The sequence below is a fragment of the Mesorhizobium sp. M0184 genome, assembly GCF_040322215.1.
Classification (GTDB): domain Bacteria; phylum Pseudomonadota; class Alphaproteobacteria; order Rhizobiales; family Rhizobiaceae; genus Mesorhizobium.
On the sequence record NZ_JAMYSZ010000009.1, the window covers coordinates 60,918 to 73,235 of the forward strand.

Annotated in this window: 15 protein-coding genes; 7 read left to right on the forward strand and 8 right to left on the reverse strand. The window is 62.7% G+C overall.

All coding sequences use genetic code 11. The features are described from left to right. Positions 1–17 precede the first annotated feature (17 nt). The 3 genes from NKJ23_RS13365 (at position 18) to NKJ23_RS13375 (ending at position 1,962) form a co-directional block, all read left to right on the forward strand. Positions 18–683 (forward strand): septation protein A, encoded by a 666-nt coding sequence (locus NKJ23_RS13365; protein ID WP_023679806.1) that lies wholly within the window; start codon positions 18–20, stop codon positions 681–683. A 90-nt stretch (positions 684–773) separates the two neighbouring features. Then, positions 774–1,394 (forward strand): pyridoxamine 5'-phosphate oxidase family protein, encoded by a 621-nt coding sequence (locus tag NKJ23_RS13370; protein WP_352456344.1) that lies wholly within the window; start codon positions 774–776, stop codon positions 1,392–1,394. A gap of 40 nt (positions 1,395–1,434) precedes the next feature. Further along, on the forward strand, positions 1,435–1,962 hold the full coding sequence (locus NKJ23_RS13375) for an NADPH-dependent FMN reductase (RefSeq protein WP_352680681.1): 528 nt from the start codon (positions 1,435–1,437) through the stop codon (positions 1,960–1,962). Between the two features lie 106 nt (positions 1,963–2,068). Here the strand turns inward: NKJ23_RS13375 and NKJ23_RS13380 are convergent, their stop codons facing one another. After that, on the reverse strand, positions 2,069–2,278 hold the full coding sequence (locus NKJ23_RS13380) for a tautomerase family protein (protein WP_352680601.1): 210 nt from the start codon (positions 2,276–2,278) through the stop codon (positions 2,069–2,071). Positions 2,279–2,310: 32 nt separating this feature from the next. After that, positions 2,311–3,228 (reverse strand): SMP-30/gluconolactonase/LRE family protein, encoded by a 918-nt coding sequence (locus NKJ23_RS13385; RefSeq protein WP_352680602.1) that lies wholly within the window; start codon positions 3,226–3,228, stop codon positions 2,311–2,313. A gap of 264 nt (positions 3,229–3,492) precedes the next feature. On the opposite strand from NKJ23_RS13385, the gene NKJ23_RS13390 reads away from it, so the two are divergent. Beyond that, on the forward strand, positions 3,493–3,660 hold the full coding sequence (locus NKJ23_RS13390; protein WP_023721879.1) for a hypothetical protein: 168 nt from the start codon (positions 3,493–3,495) through the stop codon (positions 3,658–3,660). Positions 3,661–3,764: 104 nt separating this feature from the next. Here NKJ23_RS13390 and NKJ23_RS13395 read toward each other — a convergent pair whose 3' ends face one another. The 4 genes from NKJ23_RS13395 to ccmA form a co-directional block, all read right to left on the reverse strand. After that, the gene (locus NKJ23_RS13395; protein WP_352680603.1) at positions 3,765–4,340 is read right to left on the reverse strand and encodes a DsbE family thiol:disulfide interchange protein; all 576 of its coding nucleotides are present in this window, start codon (positions 4,338–4,340) and stop codon (positions 3,765–3,767) included. Then, positions 4,337–4,504, reverse strand: coding sequence for a heme exporter protein CcmD (gene ccmD, locus NKJ23_RS13400; RefSeq protein WP_352680604.1), 168 nt, complete (start codon positions 4,502–4,504; stop codon positions 4,337–4,339). Before ccmD ends, NKJ23_RS13395 begins: the two co-directional genes overlap by 4 nt. A 126-nt stretch (positions 4,505–4,630) precedes the next feature. Beyond that, positions 4,631–5,296 (reverse strand): heme exporter protein CcmB, encoded by a 666-nt coding sequence (gene ccmB, locus NKJ23_RS13405; protein WP_352680605.1) that lies wholly within the window; start codon positions 5,294–5,296, stop codon positions 4,631–4,633. Between the two features lie 70 nt (positions 5,297–5,366). Then, positions 5,367–5,975 (reverse strand): heme ABC exporter ATP-binding protein CcmA, encoded by a 609-nt coding sequence (gene ccmA, locus NKJ23_RS13410; RefSeq protein WP_352680606.1) that lies wholly within the window; start codon positions 5,973–5,975, stop codon positions 5,367–5,369. 282 nt (positions 5,976–6,257) lie between these two features. Between ccmA and acnA the strand changes: the two genes are divergently transcribed. Then, positions 6,258–8,948, forward strand: a complete 2,691-nt coding sequence (gene acnA, locus NKJ23_RS13415; protein WP_352680607.1) for an aconitate hydratase AcnA — start codon at positions 6,258–6,260, stop codon at positions 8,946–8,948. Between the two features lie 101 nt (positions 8,949–9,049). On the opposite strand, the gene NKJ23_RS13420 is transcribed toward acnA, so the two are convergent. Continuing rightward, on the reverse strand, positions 9,050–9,739 hold the full coding sequence (locus NKJ23_RS13420) for a ceramidase domain-containing protein (protein WP_352680608.1): 690 nt from the start codon (positions 9,737–9,739) through the stop codon (positions 9,050–9,052). Positions 9,740–9,914: 175 nt separating this feature from the next. Here NKJ23_RS13420 and NKJ23_RS13425 point away from each other — a divergent pair, with 175 nt between their 5' ends. Together NKJ23_RS13425 and NKJ23_RS13430 are read left to right on the forward strand one after the other, a co-directional pair. Next, positions 9,915–10,664 carry a DUF1223 domain-containing protein gene (locus NKJ23_RS13425; protein ID WP_352470828.1) on the forward strand — a complete coding sequence of 250 codons (750 nt, stop codon included), beginning with the start codon at positions 9,915–9,917 and terminating at the stop codon, positions 10,662–10,664. A 613-nt stretch (positions 10,665–11,277) separates the two neighbouring features. Then, entirely contained in the window at positions 11,278–11,664 is a 387-nt protein-coding gene (locus NKJ23_RS13430) for a DUF2794 domain-containing protein (protein WP_031212724.1), read from the forward strand. 4 nt (positions 11,665–11,668) lie between these two features. Here NKJ23_RS13430 and NKJ23_RS13435 read toward each other — a convergent pair whose 3' ends face one another. Then, complete coding sequence (locus tag NKJ23_RS13435; protein ID WP_352680609.1) at positions 11,669–12,238, reverse strand: GNAT family N-acetyltransferase; 570 nt, start codon at positions 12,236–12,238, stop codon at positions 11,669–11,671. Positions 12,239–12,318 lie beyond the last annotated feature (80 nt).

Below are 12,318 nucleotides of genomic sequence, written 5' to 3' on the forward strand. Positions count from 1 at the left end.
TGCATAAGAAGGACCCTATGAGCCCACCCATCCTCGAACGCGACCTGTCCGATCCGCGCCGCAAGGCATTGAACCCTGGCCTGAAATTCCTGCTCGAACTCGGGCCTGGCCTGGTGTTCTTTTTCACCACCATCCGCGGCGCGTGGCTTGTCGGGAAGTTTCCGATCCTCGGCCATATCGGCGAGCCTATCCTGATTGCCACAGCGTTCTTTATGGTGGCGACGGCGCTATCGCTCAGCGTTTCGTGGATTTTGACGCGCAGCTGGCCGATCATGCCATTGGTCTCGGCCATCGTGGTGTTTGTGTTTGGCGCGCTGGCGCTGTGGCTGCAGGACAAGACCTTCGCTTTCATGAAGCCGACAATCATCAACAGCCTGTTCGGCATCACGTTGCTTGGCGGGTTGGCGTTTGGCAGATCGCTGTTGGGCTATGTCTTTGATTCCGCCTTCAATCTCGACGCCGAAGGCTGGCGCAAGCTCACTTTCCGATGGGGGCTCTTCTTCCTTTTTCTGGCTGCGCTGAACGAGGTCGTGTGGCGCAACTTTTCTGAGGAAGCCTGGCTTTATTTCAAGGTCTGGGGCACGATTCCCATTACCCTTGTCTTCACGTTAAGCCAAATGCCGTTGATCCTGCGCCATTCGCTCGAGGACAAGACCGGCAAGGAAGAGAAGGCCGGCAAATAGAGCAATTCCAGGAAAGTGTGTAGCGGTTTTCCCGGGAAAAGCGCGTAGCGCTTTCCCTAGGGAATTGCGTCAGAATAAGAGGAGAGGGGCATGGAATTCATCACCACGCGCGACGAGCTGAGGACGATCTACAAGACGCCTCGGCCGACTGACGGCTCGATCCGCAAGGAACTGAAGGCATTGGACGGCCACTGCCGTTCCTTCATCGGCAAGAGCCCTTTCGTGCTGATCGGCTCGTCCGACGGCGCCGGCAATGCCGATGTGACGCCCAAGGGCGACAGGCCGGGCTTCGTAACAGTGCTCGACGAGAAGACCATCGCCATCCCCGACCGGCCCGGTAACAACCGGCTCGACACGCTGGAGAACATCCTTCTCAATCCCTCGATCGGGCTGCTCTTCCTCATTCCCGGCATGAACGAAACGCTGCGTGTCAATGGCGATGCCCGCATCACCGTCGATGCGGCGTTGCGTGAGCGGCTGGCGGTCGACGGCAAGGCACCGCAAAGCGTCGTCGTGGTGACGGTCAAGGCCGCCTACATGCATTGCGCCAAGGCCTTCATGCGCTCCGAATTGTGGAAGCCGGAGAGCTGGTACGACCGCGCGACGCTGCCGACGCTCGGCCAGATCCTGCGCGACCAGTTGGCGCTCGCCGATTCGGCCGAGGCGACCGACCGCTGGCTGGACGAGGAATACAGGGAGACCATGTGGTAGCGTGATCGGCAACGAATCTCCCAAGCCGGTCTCCATTCCTTTGCTGAACATCCTCGCCATCTCCGGCAGCCTGCGCGCCGCCTCGACCAATTCGGCCCTGCTTGCGGCGCTCGCGCGAAACGCGCCGCCGGGTTGCCATGTCGGCGTCTTTGACGGGCTTGGGCGGCTGCCGATCTTCAACCCCGACGACGAAGGCGAGCGAACGCCGCCGCAAGCAGCGGCGCTGATCGATGCGGTCACCGCCGCCGACGGCGTCATCGTCTCCTGCCCGGAATATGCCCACGGTGTGCCAGGCGGCCTGAAGAACGCGCTTGACTGGCTGGTGTCGCGCGATGCCGCCGTTGGCAAGCCAGCCATGCTGGTGCATGCCTCGCAGCGCTCGCTGTTTGCCCGCGCCGCACTGGCCGAGGTCATGCGGACAATGTCTTTCGCGCTCCATGAGGAAGCAGCGCTCGAAATAGCGCTGCTCGGCAAGAAGCTGCCGGAGGATATCTTATCGCAGCCGGAAAACCGGCTGACGATGCGCGATGCCCTATCCGCCTTCGCGGAGTTCATCCGCTCGCGGTGAACGCCGGACCGTGCTTTCGTCATCCTAGGGTCTCCGCGACGGAGCTTCGCTCCTGCTCCGCCCTGGGATGACGACGCTAGGAGCTGCGGCCAATCTGTGCCGGGAACTATCCCTTGCCCCTCCGCGTCTCGACGTCGGTCTCGCCGACGAACCAGTCGCGTGCAGCGATCTCCTCGAAAACCACCCAGACATCGTTGTTGGTCAGGCCGGTGACGCCGGTGATGGCCGCCGTCACCTGGGCGGCGATCGCGGCCTTTTTGCCGGCCGGGTCGTCGGCAATCACCTCCTTGACCAGGCGGATATTCACGAATGGCATGGTTCCCTCCCTTGGATATGCTTGGCGGCCGCTCAGTAGGTTTTGGCGCCGTTGACCATAAGCCGGACCATATAGAGCGATGTGGTGCCGGCGATGTAGAGGCAGTTCAGCTTGTTGCCGCCGAACACGCAATTGGCGACGACTTCCGGTACCTTGACCTTGCCGATCAGCGTCCCGTCCGGATCGTAGCAATGGACCCCGTCGGCGGCACTGGTCCAGATGCGGCCGTCCGCATCCAGCCTGAAACCGTCGAACAGGCCGGCGGTGCAGTCGGCAAAGACCTTTTCGCCTGAGACCGTCTTGCCGCCCTGGTCGACATTGAACACCCGGATGTGCGCCGGGTTTTGCGCACCATGCGTGCGGCCAGTGTCGGCGACATAGAGCTTGCTCTCGTCAACCGAGAAGGCGAGCCCGTTGGGCCTGACCATGTCGGTGATCACCGCCTCGGTCTCGCCGGTGCCGGGATCGACCCGGTAGACATGGCAGGCGCCGATCTCGCTTTCGGCCTTGTCGCCCTCGTAATCGGTATCGATGCCGTAGCTCGGGTCGGTGAACCAGATCGAGCCGTCGGACTTGACCACGGCGTCATTGGGCGAGTTCAGCCGCTTGCCGCGCCATTTGTCGGCGATGGTGACTACCGACCCGTCATGCTCGGTGCGGCTGACGCGGCGGCCGGAATGCTCGCAAGTAACCAGCCGGCCTTGCCGGTCGACCGTGTTGCCGTTGGAATTGCCGGACGGCTGACGGAACCCGCTGACGCTGCCGTCGGTTTCGTCGTAACGCAGCATGCGATTGTTCGGGATGTCGGACCAGACCACATAGCGCCCGGCCGCGAACCAGGCCGGTCCTTCCGCCCATCGGCAGCCGGTAAACAGCCTGTCGACCTGTGCATTGCCGTTGAACAGCCGCGAAAAGCGCGGATCGAGAACTTCGTAGAATTCGCTGGCCATGGTTCCTCCCGGTAGCAGTCGCTTGGCAAGGCGCGATCAAGCCAGCCCACGATCGATATGGCAAGATCGATGATGCGTCAGAGGCATTATGGAAGCGAATGCTGGCCCGGACGACAGGTCACATCCCGTTAACCGGCTATGCGCCCAGCGCAATGGTGCATTGCAACATCTTATTTTTGCAATGCACCATAACTATGTCATGCTCCGTATCGATCAAGGGAGGAACAACTGGCCGCGAAACGCGGCGCAAAAAGGAAACTCGCTATGATCATCGACAGCCTCATGAGCCGCGCTCGCGCCAGCATCGCCAAGCGCCGGCATTACAACCGCCTCGTCGCCGAAATCGACAGCTTCAGCAGCCGTGACCTCGCCGACATGCGCGCCGACCGCAGCGAAATGCTCTACCAGGTCCACAAGCAGATCTACGGCTGAGTCTTCGGTCGACCTATCATGTGGTCGACCTATCACGTTCGTCATCCTTGGGCGTAGCGACGCAAAGCGGAGCAAAGACCCTAGCATGACGAAACGGCGGGCCATCAGTCCGGCATGGCCAGCGCCTTCTCGATTTCGGGTAACAGCAGCGTCCGCGCCGAGTCCGGCGTCAGCGGCCCTACATGCTTATAGGCGATCTTGCCATCCTTGCCGATGACGAAGGTCTCCGGCACGCCGTAGACACCCCAGTCGATCGCCGTGCGTCCGGCCTGATCGACGCCGATCGCCTGGAATGGGTTGCCGAGATCGCCAAGGAACCGACGGGCGTTTTCCGGCTGGTCCTTGTAGTTCAGCGCCGCCATGACGAAGCGTCTGTCCTGCGACAGCGCCAGCAGCACCGGATGCTCTTCGCGGCACGGCGCGCACCAGGACGCGAAGACGTTGACCAGCGTCACCTTGCCGGCGAACTGTTTTGAATCGAAGCCCGGCAAATTGGTGCCTTCGAGCGCCGGCAGGTTGGTCTGCGGCGCCGGCAGGCCGATCAGCGCTGACGGCACTTCCGACACGTCGCGCCCGGACAAAAGCTGCGCCAGGAACAATCCCGCCAGCCCGAGAAAGACCAGCAGCGGCAGCAGCACGATCAGGCGGCGGCGCGCCGGTGTTTGGGTTTCCGTGCTCATGATTTTACTGCCTTATCGGAGCGCCGGCGCAGGCCGGATGCCTCCAGCTCGGCAAGCTCTCGCTTGCGGCCGCGCTGGTCGAGCAGAATCCAGCCGATCAGCCCGCCCAGCACCACGGCCGTGATCGCATAGGCGGCGGTGACATAAAGCGCATGTACGCTCATGCTTTTCGCTCCGCGGCGCTTTCCAACCGGTCCGTCTCACGCCGTTCCAACATGTCTTCTCTTAACGCTGCGCCATCGGCTCCGCAATTGTTCGCCGCGCCGCAGGCATGAGCTGAAGCCAACACATCAATCCGTTCCGTGCCGCAGCGCCAGCGCCGCCGCCACAGGGCCGAGCACGGCAAGAAACAAGGTCAGCGCGGCAAGAATGAGGAAGGGCTGCAGGAATGGATCGGGGTCCGCCACCGCGCCATAGCTTGCCGATACGCCGAAGATCAGCACGGGAATGGTCAGCGGCAGCACGAGCACCGAGATCAGCAGCCCGCCACGCGGCAACGCCACTGCCACCGCTGCACCGGCAGCACCGATGAAGGTGATCGCCGGCGTGCCTACCAGAAGCGTCAACGCCGTAGCGCCGATGCCGGCCGGCTCCATGTTCATGAACAGGCCGAGCAAGGGAGCGGCGATGACCAGCGGCAGCACGCTTCCCGCCCAATGCGCCAGGCATTTCGTCAGAACGGTCAAGGCCAGCATGTGCCGGTCGTTGCCAAGCACCAGAAGATCGAGCGAGCCGTCCTCGCGGTCGGCCTGGAACAGCCGGTCGAGGCCGAGCAGGCAGGCCAGCAAGGCGGCGATCCACAGGATCGCCGGGCCGATGCGGGCCAGCAGCTTCAGCTCGGGACCGACGCCGAAGGGGATGGTCGCGATAACGGCGAGAAAGAAAATCACGCCGGTAAGCGCCCCGCCGCCGGCGCGGATACTCAGGCGGATGTCGCGTAGGAAGAGGGACCACATTATGGTTTGGTCCCGATGCATGCATGAAGGCCAAGCAAAGGATGGAGTTCCATCGCATAGAGCACCAACATCAAGCGGCCTCGCCCATCACCAGCCCCTCCGCCCCCTCGATCCCTAGCGGCAAATGCGTCGCCGCAACCACGATCCCCCCACTCTCGAGGTGCTTCCCCATCAATTCGCCGAACCTCTCCTCCGAAGCCTTGTCCAGTCCTGCCGTCGGCTCATCGAGCAGCCACAATGGCCGGTGGCTTACCAGCAGTTTTGCAATCGCCGCGCGGCGGCGTTGCCCGGTCGAGAGATAGCCGAACGGCAGATGGCCGATGCCGCCCAGCCCGACGGTTTCCAGCGCCTCTTCAACACCCACGGAACCGGCGCCCGAAAAATCGCGCCAGAAGCACAGGTTTTCCGTAACGCTCAGCGCCGTCTTCATCGCGTTGAGGTGGCCGAGATAGTGACAGGCCGAGGCGGCCGACGGAAAGTCCTCGCCACCACCTTCGAACCGCACACGGCCTGCCGCCACTGGCAACAGTCCGGCGACGATCCTGAGCAGCGTCGATTTGCCGGCGCCGTTCGGCCCGGTGACGACCAGCGCCTGGCCATCCCCCAGCGCGAATTCGATGCCGGAAAATACCGTCTCGCCGCCGCGTTCGCCGCCCAGATTTTCGGCGATCAGCCGCATCCGTCCCCCTTCGCCGAAAGTTCAGGTGCGGCTTCGGTGCGCCGCAGCAAAAATGGCGAATCCGTGTCTAGAACTATTCCAGAAAATTCTCTATATCCGCATCATCCGTGCCAGCGGTCGGCACGGGAACCGAATTTGCGCCGAACCAGCGCGCGTGCCGCCTTGAACGGCCCGGACGCTTGGGAACGGATAGCGGAAATGGCCGTACCCGCACCTTTGCGCGTGATTTGCATGCCCACTGGCGTCCGTTCCCTTCCGGCAACCGACAGTTAGGGATCGCACGTGTCCAAATCACTCGACAGCTTCAATTGCCGCCGCACGCTGACCGCCAGCGGCACCGAGTACATCTACTATGACCTTGTCGAGGCCGAAAAGAACGGCCTCACCGGTATTGCCCAATTGCCCTATTCGATGAAGGTGCTGCTGGAGAATCTGCTGCGCAACGAGGACGGCCGTTCCGTTACCAAGGAGAGCATCCAGGCGGTCGCCGGCTGGCTGACCGACCGGGGCACCGCCGGCGTCGAGATCGCCTATCGCCCGGCTCGCGTGCTGATGCAGGATTTCACCGGCGTTCCAGCCGTGGTCGACCTTGCCGCCATGCGCGACGCCATGGCCTCGCTCGGCGGCGACCCGCAAAAGATCAATCCGCTGGTGCCGGTCGATCTAGTCATCGACCACTCGGTCATCGTCGACGAATTCGGCACGCCACTGGCTTTCGCCCGCAATGTCGAGCTTGAATATGAGCGCAACGAGGAACGCTACAAATTCCTGAAATGGGGCCAGCAGGCGTTCCGCAATTTCCGCGTCGTGCCGCCCGGCACTGGCATCTGCCATCAGGTCAATCTCGAATATCTCGGCCAGGTGGTGTGGACCAACAGCGAAGACGGCGAGACCACCGCCTATCCCGACACCTGCGTCGGCACCGATTCGCACACCACGATGATCAACGGCCTCGGCGTGCTCGGCTGGGGCGTCGGCGGTATCGAGGCGGAGGCCGCGATGCTCGGCCAGCCGGTCTCCATGCTGCTGCCGGAAGTCATCGGCTTTCACCTCACCGGCAGGTTGAGGGAAGGCGTGACCGCCACCGACCTGGTGCTCACCGTCACGCAGATGCTGCGCAAGAAGGGCGTAGTCGGCAAGTTCGTCGAATTCTTCGGGCCGGGCCTGTCCAACATGACGCTGGCCGATCGCGCCACCATCGGCAACATGGCGCCGGAATATGGCGCCACCTGCGGCTTCTTCCCGGTCGACAGCGAAACCATCCGCTATCTCACAATGTCTGGTCGCGACGAAAGCCGCATCGCTCTGGTCGAGGCTTATTCGAAGGCGCAAGGCTTGTGGCGCGATGCCGGCTCTGCCGATCCGGTCTTCACCGACCTGCTGGAGCTCGATCTCGGCAGTGTCGTCCCGTCGATGGCCGGCCCGAAGCGGCCGGAAGGCCGGGTCGCACTTGAAGACATTCCGGCCGGCTTCGCCAAGGCCATGGAGTCCGAATACAGGAAGGCCGCCGAAATCGACAAGCGCTATGCCGTCGAGAGCACGAACTACGATCTTGGCCATGGCGATGTCGTCATCGCCGCCATCACCTCCTGCACCAACACCTCGAACCCGAGCGTGCTGATCGGCGCCGGGCTGTTGGCGCGCAATGCCAACCGGCTCGGCCTCAAGCAGAAGCCGTGGGTCAAGACCTCATTGGCGCCGGGCAGCCAGGTCGTCGCCGAATATCTCGAGAAATCCGGCCTGCAGAAGGAGCTCGACCAGATCGGCTTCAACCTGGTCGGCTTCGGCTGCACCACCTGCATCGGCAATTCCGGCCCGTTGCCGGCGCCGATCTCCAAGACCATCAACGATAAGGGCTTGATTGCTGCGGCAGTTTTGTCCGGCAACCGCAATTTCGAAGGCCGCGTCTCGCCCGACGTGCAGGCGAACTATCTCGCCTCGCCGCCGCTGGTCGTCGCCCACGCGCTGGCCGGGACCGTGACCAAAGATCTGACCACCGAGCCGCTCGGCGACGATCGCAACGGCAGTCCGGTCTATCTCAAAGACATCTGGCCAAGTTCGGTCGAGATCCAGGAATTCATCGAGAAGAACGTCACGCGCGAATTGTTCGCCCGCAAATATGCCGACGTCTTCAAGGGCGACGAGTACTGGCAGAACGTCAAGGCGCCGGAAGGCCAGACCTATGCCTGGGACGACAATTCGACATATGTGCAGAACCCGCCCTATTTCGCCGGCATGAAGTCAGGCTTCGGCAAGATCGGCGATATCAAGGGCGCGCGTGTGCTCGGCCTGTTCGGCGACAAGATCACCACCGACCACATTTCGCCGGCCGGTTCGATCAAGGCGGCCTCGCCGGCCGGCAAGTATCTCACCGACCACGGCGTCGGCGTCGCCGATTTCAACCAGTACGGCACACGCCGCGGCAATCATGAGGTAATGATGCGCGGCACCTTCGCCAATATCCGCATCCGCAACCATATGCTGGGCGAGAACGGCCGCGAGGGCGGCTACACCATCCATTACCCCTCGAAAGAAGAGGAATCGATCTACGACGCCGCTATGCGCTACAAGAAGGAAGGCGTGCCGCTGGTCATCTTCGCCGGCGTCGAATATGGCAACGGCTCGTCGCGTGACTGGGCGGCCAAGGGCACCAATTTGCTGGGCGTCCGCGCGGTCATCGCCCAGTCCTTCGAGCGCATCCACCGCTCCAATTTGGTCGGCATGGGCGTGATCCCCTTCGTCTTCGAGGAAGGCACCTCATGGGCCTCGCTCAACCTCAAGGGCGACGAACTGGTCGAGATCGACGGACTGAGCAACATCAAGCCGCGGCAGAAGATGATCGCCAGGATCACCTACGGCGACGACAGCGTCAAAGAGGTTCCGATCATCTGCCGCATCGATACGCTGGACGAACTCGACTACTTCAAGAATGGCGGCATCCTGCAATACGTGCTGCGCGATCTGGCCGCTTAAGGGAGTAGGGCAGTAGGGTGAAGCAAGGAGAAGCGACTTATTCCCCTACTGCCCTACTGCCCTACTGCCCTACTGCCCTACTGCCCTACTGCCCTACTGCCCTACTGCCCTACTGCCCTACTGCCCCCTACTCCCGGCTTTCCAAACCGCGCTGTCGCCGCCAGCAGCACGCCGAGCATCAGCCCGTTGAATATGTGCCACAGGAAATGCGTGCCGAGCGGAAAGCCGCCGCAGACCAGCGGATCGATCATCCTGCAGATGACCGACACGACGAAGATCGCCGAACCCGCCAGATTGTACCAGCCGGCGCGATTGCCGCTGGCCGCCACCCAGGCACCGAAGAAGGCGAGCGCCAGAAACGGAGGCAGATAGCCGGTCGTCCCGTTCGACGCCTGGCGCAGCCAGTCGGGCACGGCAAAGGTCACCAGCCCGGCAACGGCGTAAAAGGCGACGAAGACGGCGATCGCCTTGCCCCATTTCATGCCGAGAAAACGTCGCAGGTTGAACAGCGTGTAGGCCAGCGTGAACCCTGCAATGGGCAGCACGTCGGCCAGGATCATTGCCCTTGTGGCAAAGGTGTGGAACAGCGACGAGCCGACGCCGATCGCCACCACCCACCAGGCCAGCACTTCGGCGAAGGTGCCGGTGCCGCGCTTGCGCACCTGCCAGACACCCCATAGCCCGGCGGCAAAAAAAGCCAGATTGCTCAGCGCATTGAGCGGTTCGGCCCAGAATTCCGGCCCCGTCCGTTCGCAATAGAGGTCGACCGGCGCCAGGAGAGATTGCCACATGCTGATTGCCGCCCGAATCGCTTCCATCGTGAAGTGCAAGTCCACCTATTGCGCCCTTGCCAGCGGTTGCAACGGCAAAATTTCACCGCAACGTGACTTCCCGTTGACTGCCGCTTCTGCCACATATTTCGACAACCAGAACAAAGCCGGCGTCACCGGCGGGATCGGAACGGCCATGCCATCTCGAAGACCATTGCGGCTTGCGGCCCTTGCGCTGGCCCTCTCGGCGTTTGCCGGCAGGGCCCTTGCCGAGCCAACCGACAAGCCATTAGGCGTCGTCGAGCTCTTCACCAGCCAGGGATGCAACTCCTGTCCGCCGGCCGACGAATTCTTCGCCGAGCTTGCCGCCAAGGAGGACATCGTCGCGCTCGCCTATCATGTCGATTATTGGGATTACCTCGGCTGGCAGGACACGCTGAGCCGCAAGGAAAATACCGAGCGGCAATACGAGTATATGCGCGCCTTCGGCAGTCGGTCCGTCTACACTCCGCAAGCCGTCATAAACGGCCGCAGCCATGTCAACGGCGCCAGCCGCAAGGAAGTCGACGGCGCGCTGGCCCGCATGGAGAGGGTCGGCGAAGGCATGCGCGTCGGCATCAAGGTCAGCCGGACCAGCGATCGCGTCATGATCGATGCCGGCGACGCCGTGACCGGCCCCACCGACGCGCATGTCGTCATCGTCTATTTCAACCCGCCACAGACGATAAAAATCGGCAAGGGTGAAAACAGCGGCCGCAGCATGACCTACTGGAACGCCGTCTCCAGCATCCAGACCGCCGGCATGTGGCACGGCAAGGCGCAGCGCTACGAACTGCCGATGAGCGAGATCGCCAAGAAGGGCGGCTGCGCCGTGCTGCTGCAGTCAGTTGGCAAGGACGGCATGCCCGGTCCGATCCTGGGTGCAGCCTTTATCCGCAAGCCTTAAGCGGGGACCTCTCCTTCTCCCCTTGTGAGAGAAGGTGGATCGGCGCGCAGCGCCGACACGGTTGAGGGGTGCTGGAAGAATTGAGGCGGCGGCGATTTCAAGGAAATTGCCAAGCTGGAACACCCCTCATCCGTCGCCTTCGGCGACACCTTCTCCCACAAGGGGAGAAGGGAGAACCGCGCTCAACCTTCTGATGGCAGCCAATCCGGACGGATCGCACCGCCACGGCTCCGGCCAATAAAAAACCGGCGTCAGCTTGCTTCTGACGCCGGTCATTTAGGTTTTGGGATCGTCGCACCCGATCTTTCCAAGGAAAAACCGAGGTTGGTTCGATCCGACGCAGACCCGTGGGCGGGGGGCTTGGGGTTTACGAGCCGGTGCCGGACCGAACCGTCTCAGGCAACACCGGTAAATTCGTCGGACATTGGGGCATGAGCACGGATAAAAAAAGGCAGGATTGTGGCGAAGCATCACCAATTCCAACAGGCGTTTCGCAAACGTGACTGGACGCTGGAGAAACCGCGCGGTGCTGGCCTTGCCCGGCCGGGCCTTGCAATTCGGCAACGAAAGCGCCAACTTTGGTCGGCGTACGATTCATTGCGAGGATCCAGGCATGACTGATCGCAGCAGCGGGACGGAGGATGGGGACGCATCCGCAATATTGATCCCGCTGCATGAGGCAAGACGCGAACGCCTCGACCAGCCGGTGCGGTTCGACCGGCGCGAACTGGACCAGATCCTCAGGCTCTACGGCCGTATGGTTGCCGCCAACGAGTGGCGCGACTATGCCATCGACCATCTCGCCGACCGCGCCGTTTTTTCCGTCTTCCGCCGCACCAGCGAAGTGCCGCTTTTCCAGATCGTCAAGGATCCGAAGCTGGCGCGCCGGCAAGGCGCGTTCGCCGTCATCGCCGCCGGCGGGCGCATCCTCAAGCGCGGCCAGGAACTCGGCCGGGTGCTTGGCGTGTTCGACCGAACACTGAAGCTGGTCGAGGCGTAACTCTTTATTTTTGCTGGCGGAACTTCCGCTCGGGCAGCGATTGCGCATCAGGCGGGATGGACGCCCCGCCATTGATCGGCAGTTGCATGAACACCGTGTCCAGCCAGCGTCCGTGCTTGTAGCCTGAGCCTTCCAGGCGGCCGGAATGGCGAAAGCCGAGCTTTTCGTGCAGCCGTACCGAGGCGCTGTCGTGCCGGCCGTCGCCGATCACCGCGATGATCTGGCGAAAGCCCGCCGCCTTGGCCGCCTCGATCAGCCCTTGCATCAGGAGCAGCCCGACGCCTTGCCCTTTGGCCTCGGGCGCGACATAGACGGAATCCTCAACGACGAAGCGGTAGGCCGGGCGTGGCCGGAACGCCCCGGCATAGGCATAGCCGAGCACGCCGCCGGCCTTTTCCGCCACGAGATAGGGAAAGCCGCCCGCCATCAGGCTGTCGAAGCGCGCGCCCATCTCGGTGCGGCTTGGCGGTTCGAGTTCATAGCTCGCCGTGCCATTCGTCACCGCGTCGGCATAGATTTCCGTGATCCGGTCGAGATCGGCCGACGTCGCGGCCCGCAAGGTGATGCTGCTCATAATTTAGGCACGTCGTTCATCTGCCTATATCACAGCAAAAGCCGGCACAAAAGAAAAGAGCGGCCATTGGGCCGCCCTTT

What these genes read in the sequence shown, in the direction of transcription:
- NKJ23_RS13365 (WP_023679806.1), top strand. Translation starts at nt 18, where the DNA reads ATGAGCCCACCCATCCTCGAACGCGACCTGTCCGATCCGCGCCGCAAG.
- NKJ23_RS13370 (WP_352456344.1), top strand. Translation starts at nt 774, where the DNA reads ATGGAATTCATCACCACGCGCGACGAGCTGAGGACGATCTACAAGACG.
- NKJ23_RS13380 (WP_352680601.1), bottom strand. Translation starts at nt 2,278, where the DNA reads ATGCCATTCGTGAATATCCGCCTGGTCAAGGAGGTGATTGCCGACGAC.
- NKJ23_RS13385 (WP_352680602.1), bottom strand. Translation starts at nt 3,228, where the DNA reads ATGGCCAGCGAATTCTACGAAGTTCTCGATCCGCGCTTTTCGCGGCTG.
- NKJ23_RS13390 (WP_023721879.1), top strand. Translation starts at nt 3,493, where the DNA reads ATGATCATCGACAGCCTCATGAGCCGCGCTCGCGCCAGCATCGCCAAG.
- NKJ23_RS13395 (WP_352680603.1), bottom strand. Translation starts at nt 4,340, where the DNA reads ATGAGCACGGAAACCCAAACACCGGCGCGCCGCCGCCTGATCGTGCTG.
- ccmD (WP_352680604.1), bottom strand. Translation starts at nt 4,504, where the DNA reads ATGAGCGTACATGCGCTTTATGTCACCGCCGCCTATGCGATCACGGCC.
- ccmB (WP_352680605.1), bottom strand. Translation starts at nt 5,296, where the DNA reads ATGTGGTCCCTCTTCCTACGCGACATCCGCCTGAGTATCCGCGCCGGC.
- ccmA (WP_352680606.1), bottom strand. Translation starts at nt 5,975, where the DNA reads ATGCGGCTGATCGCCGAAAATCTGGGCGGCGAACGCGGCGGCGAGACG.
- NKJ23_RS13420 (WP_352680608.1), bottom strand. Translation starts at nt 9,739, where the DNA reads ATGTGGCAATCTCTCCTGGCGCCGGTCGACCTCTATTGCGAACGGACG.
- NKJ23_RS13425 (WP_352470828.1), top strand. Translation starts at nt 9,915, where the DNA reads ATGCCATCTCGAAGACCATTGCGGCTTGCGGCCCTTGCGCTGGCCCTC.
- NKJ23_RS13430 (WP_031212724.1), top strand. Translation starts at nt 11,278, where the DNA reads ATGACTGATCGCAGCAGCGGGACGGAGGATGGGGACGCATCCGCAATA.
- NKJ23_RS13435 (WP_352680609.1), bottom strand. Translation starts at nt 12,238, where the DNA reads ATGAGCAGCATCACCTTGCGGGCCGCGACGTCGGCCGATCTCGACCGG.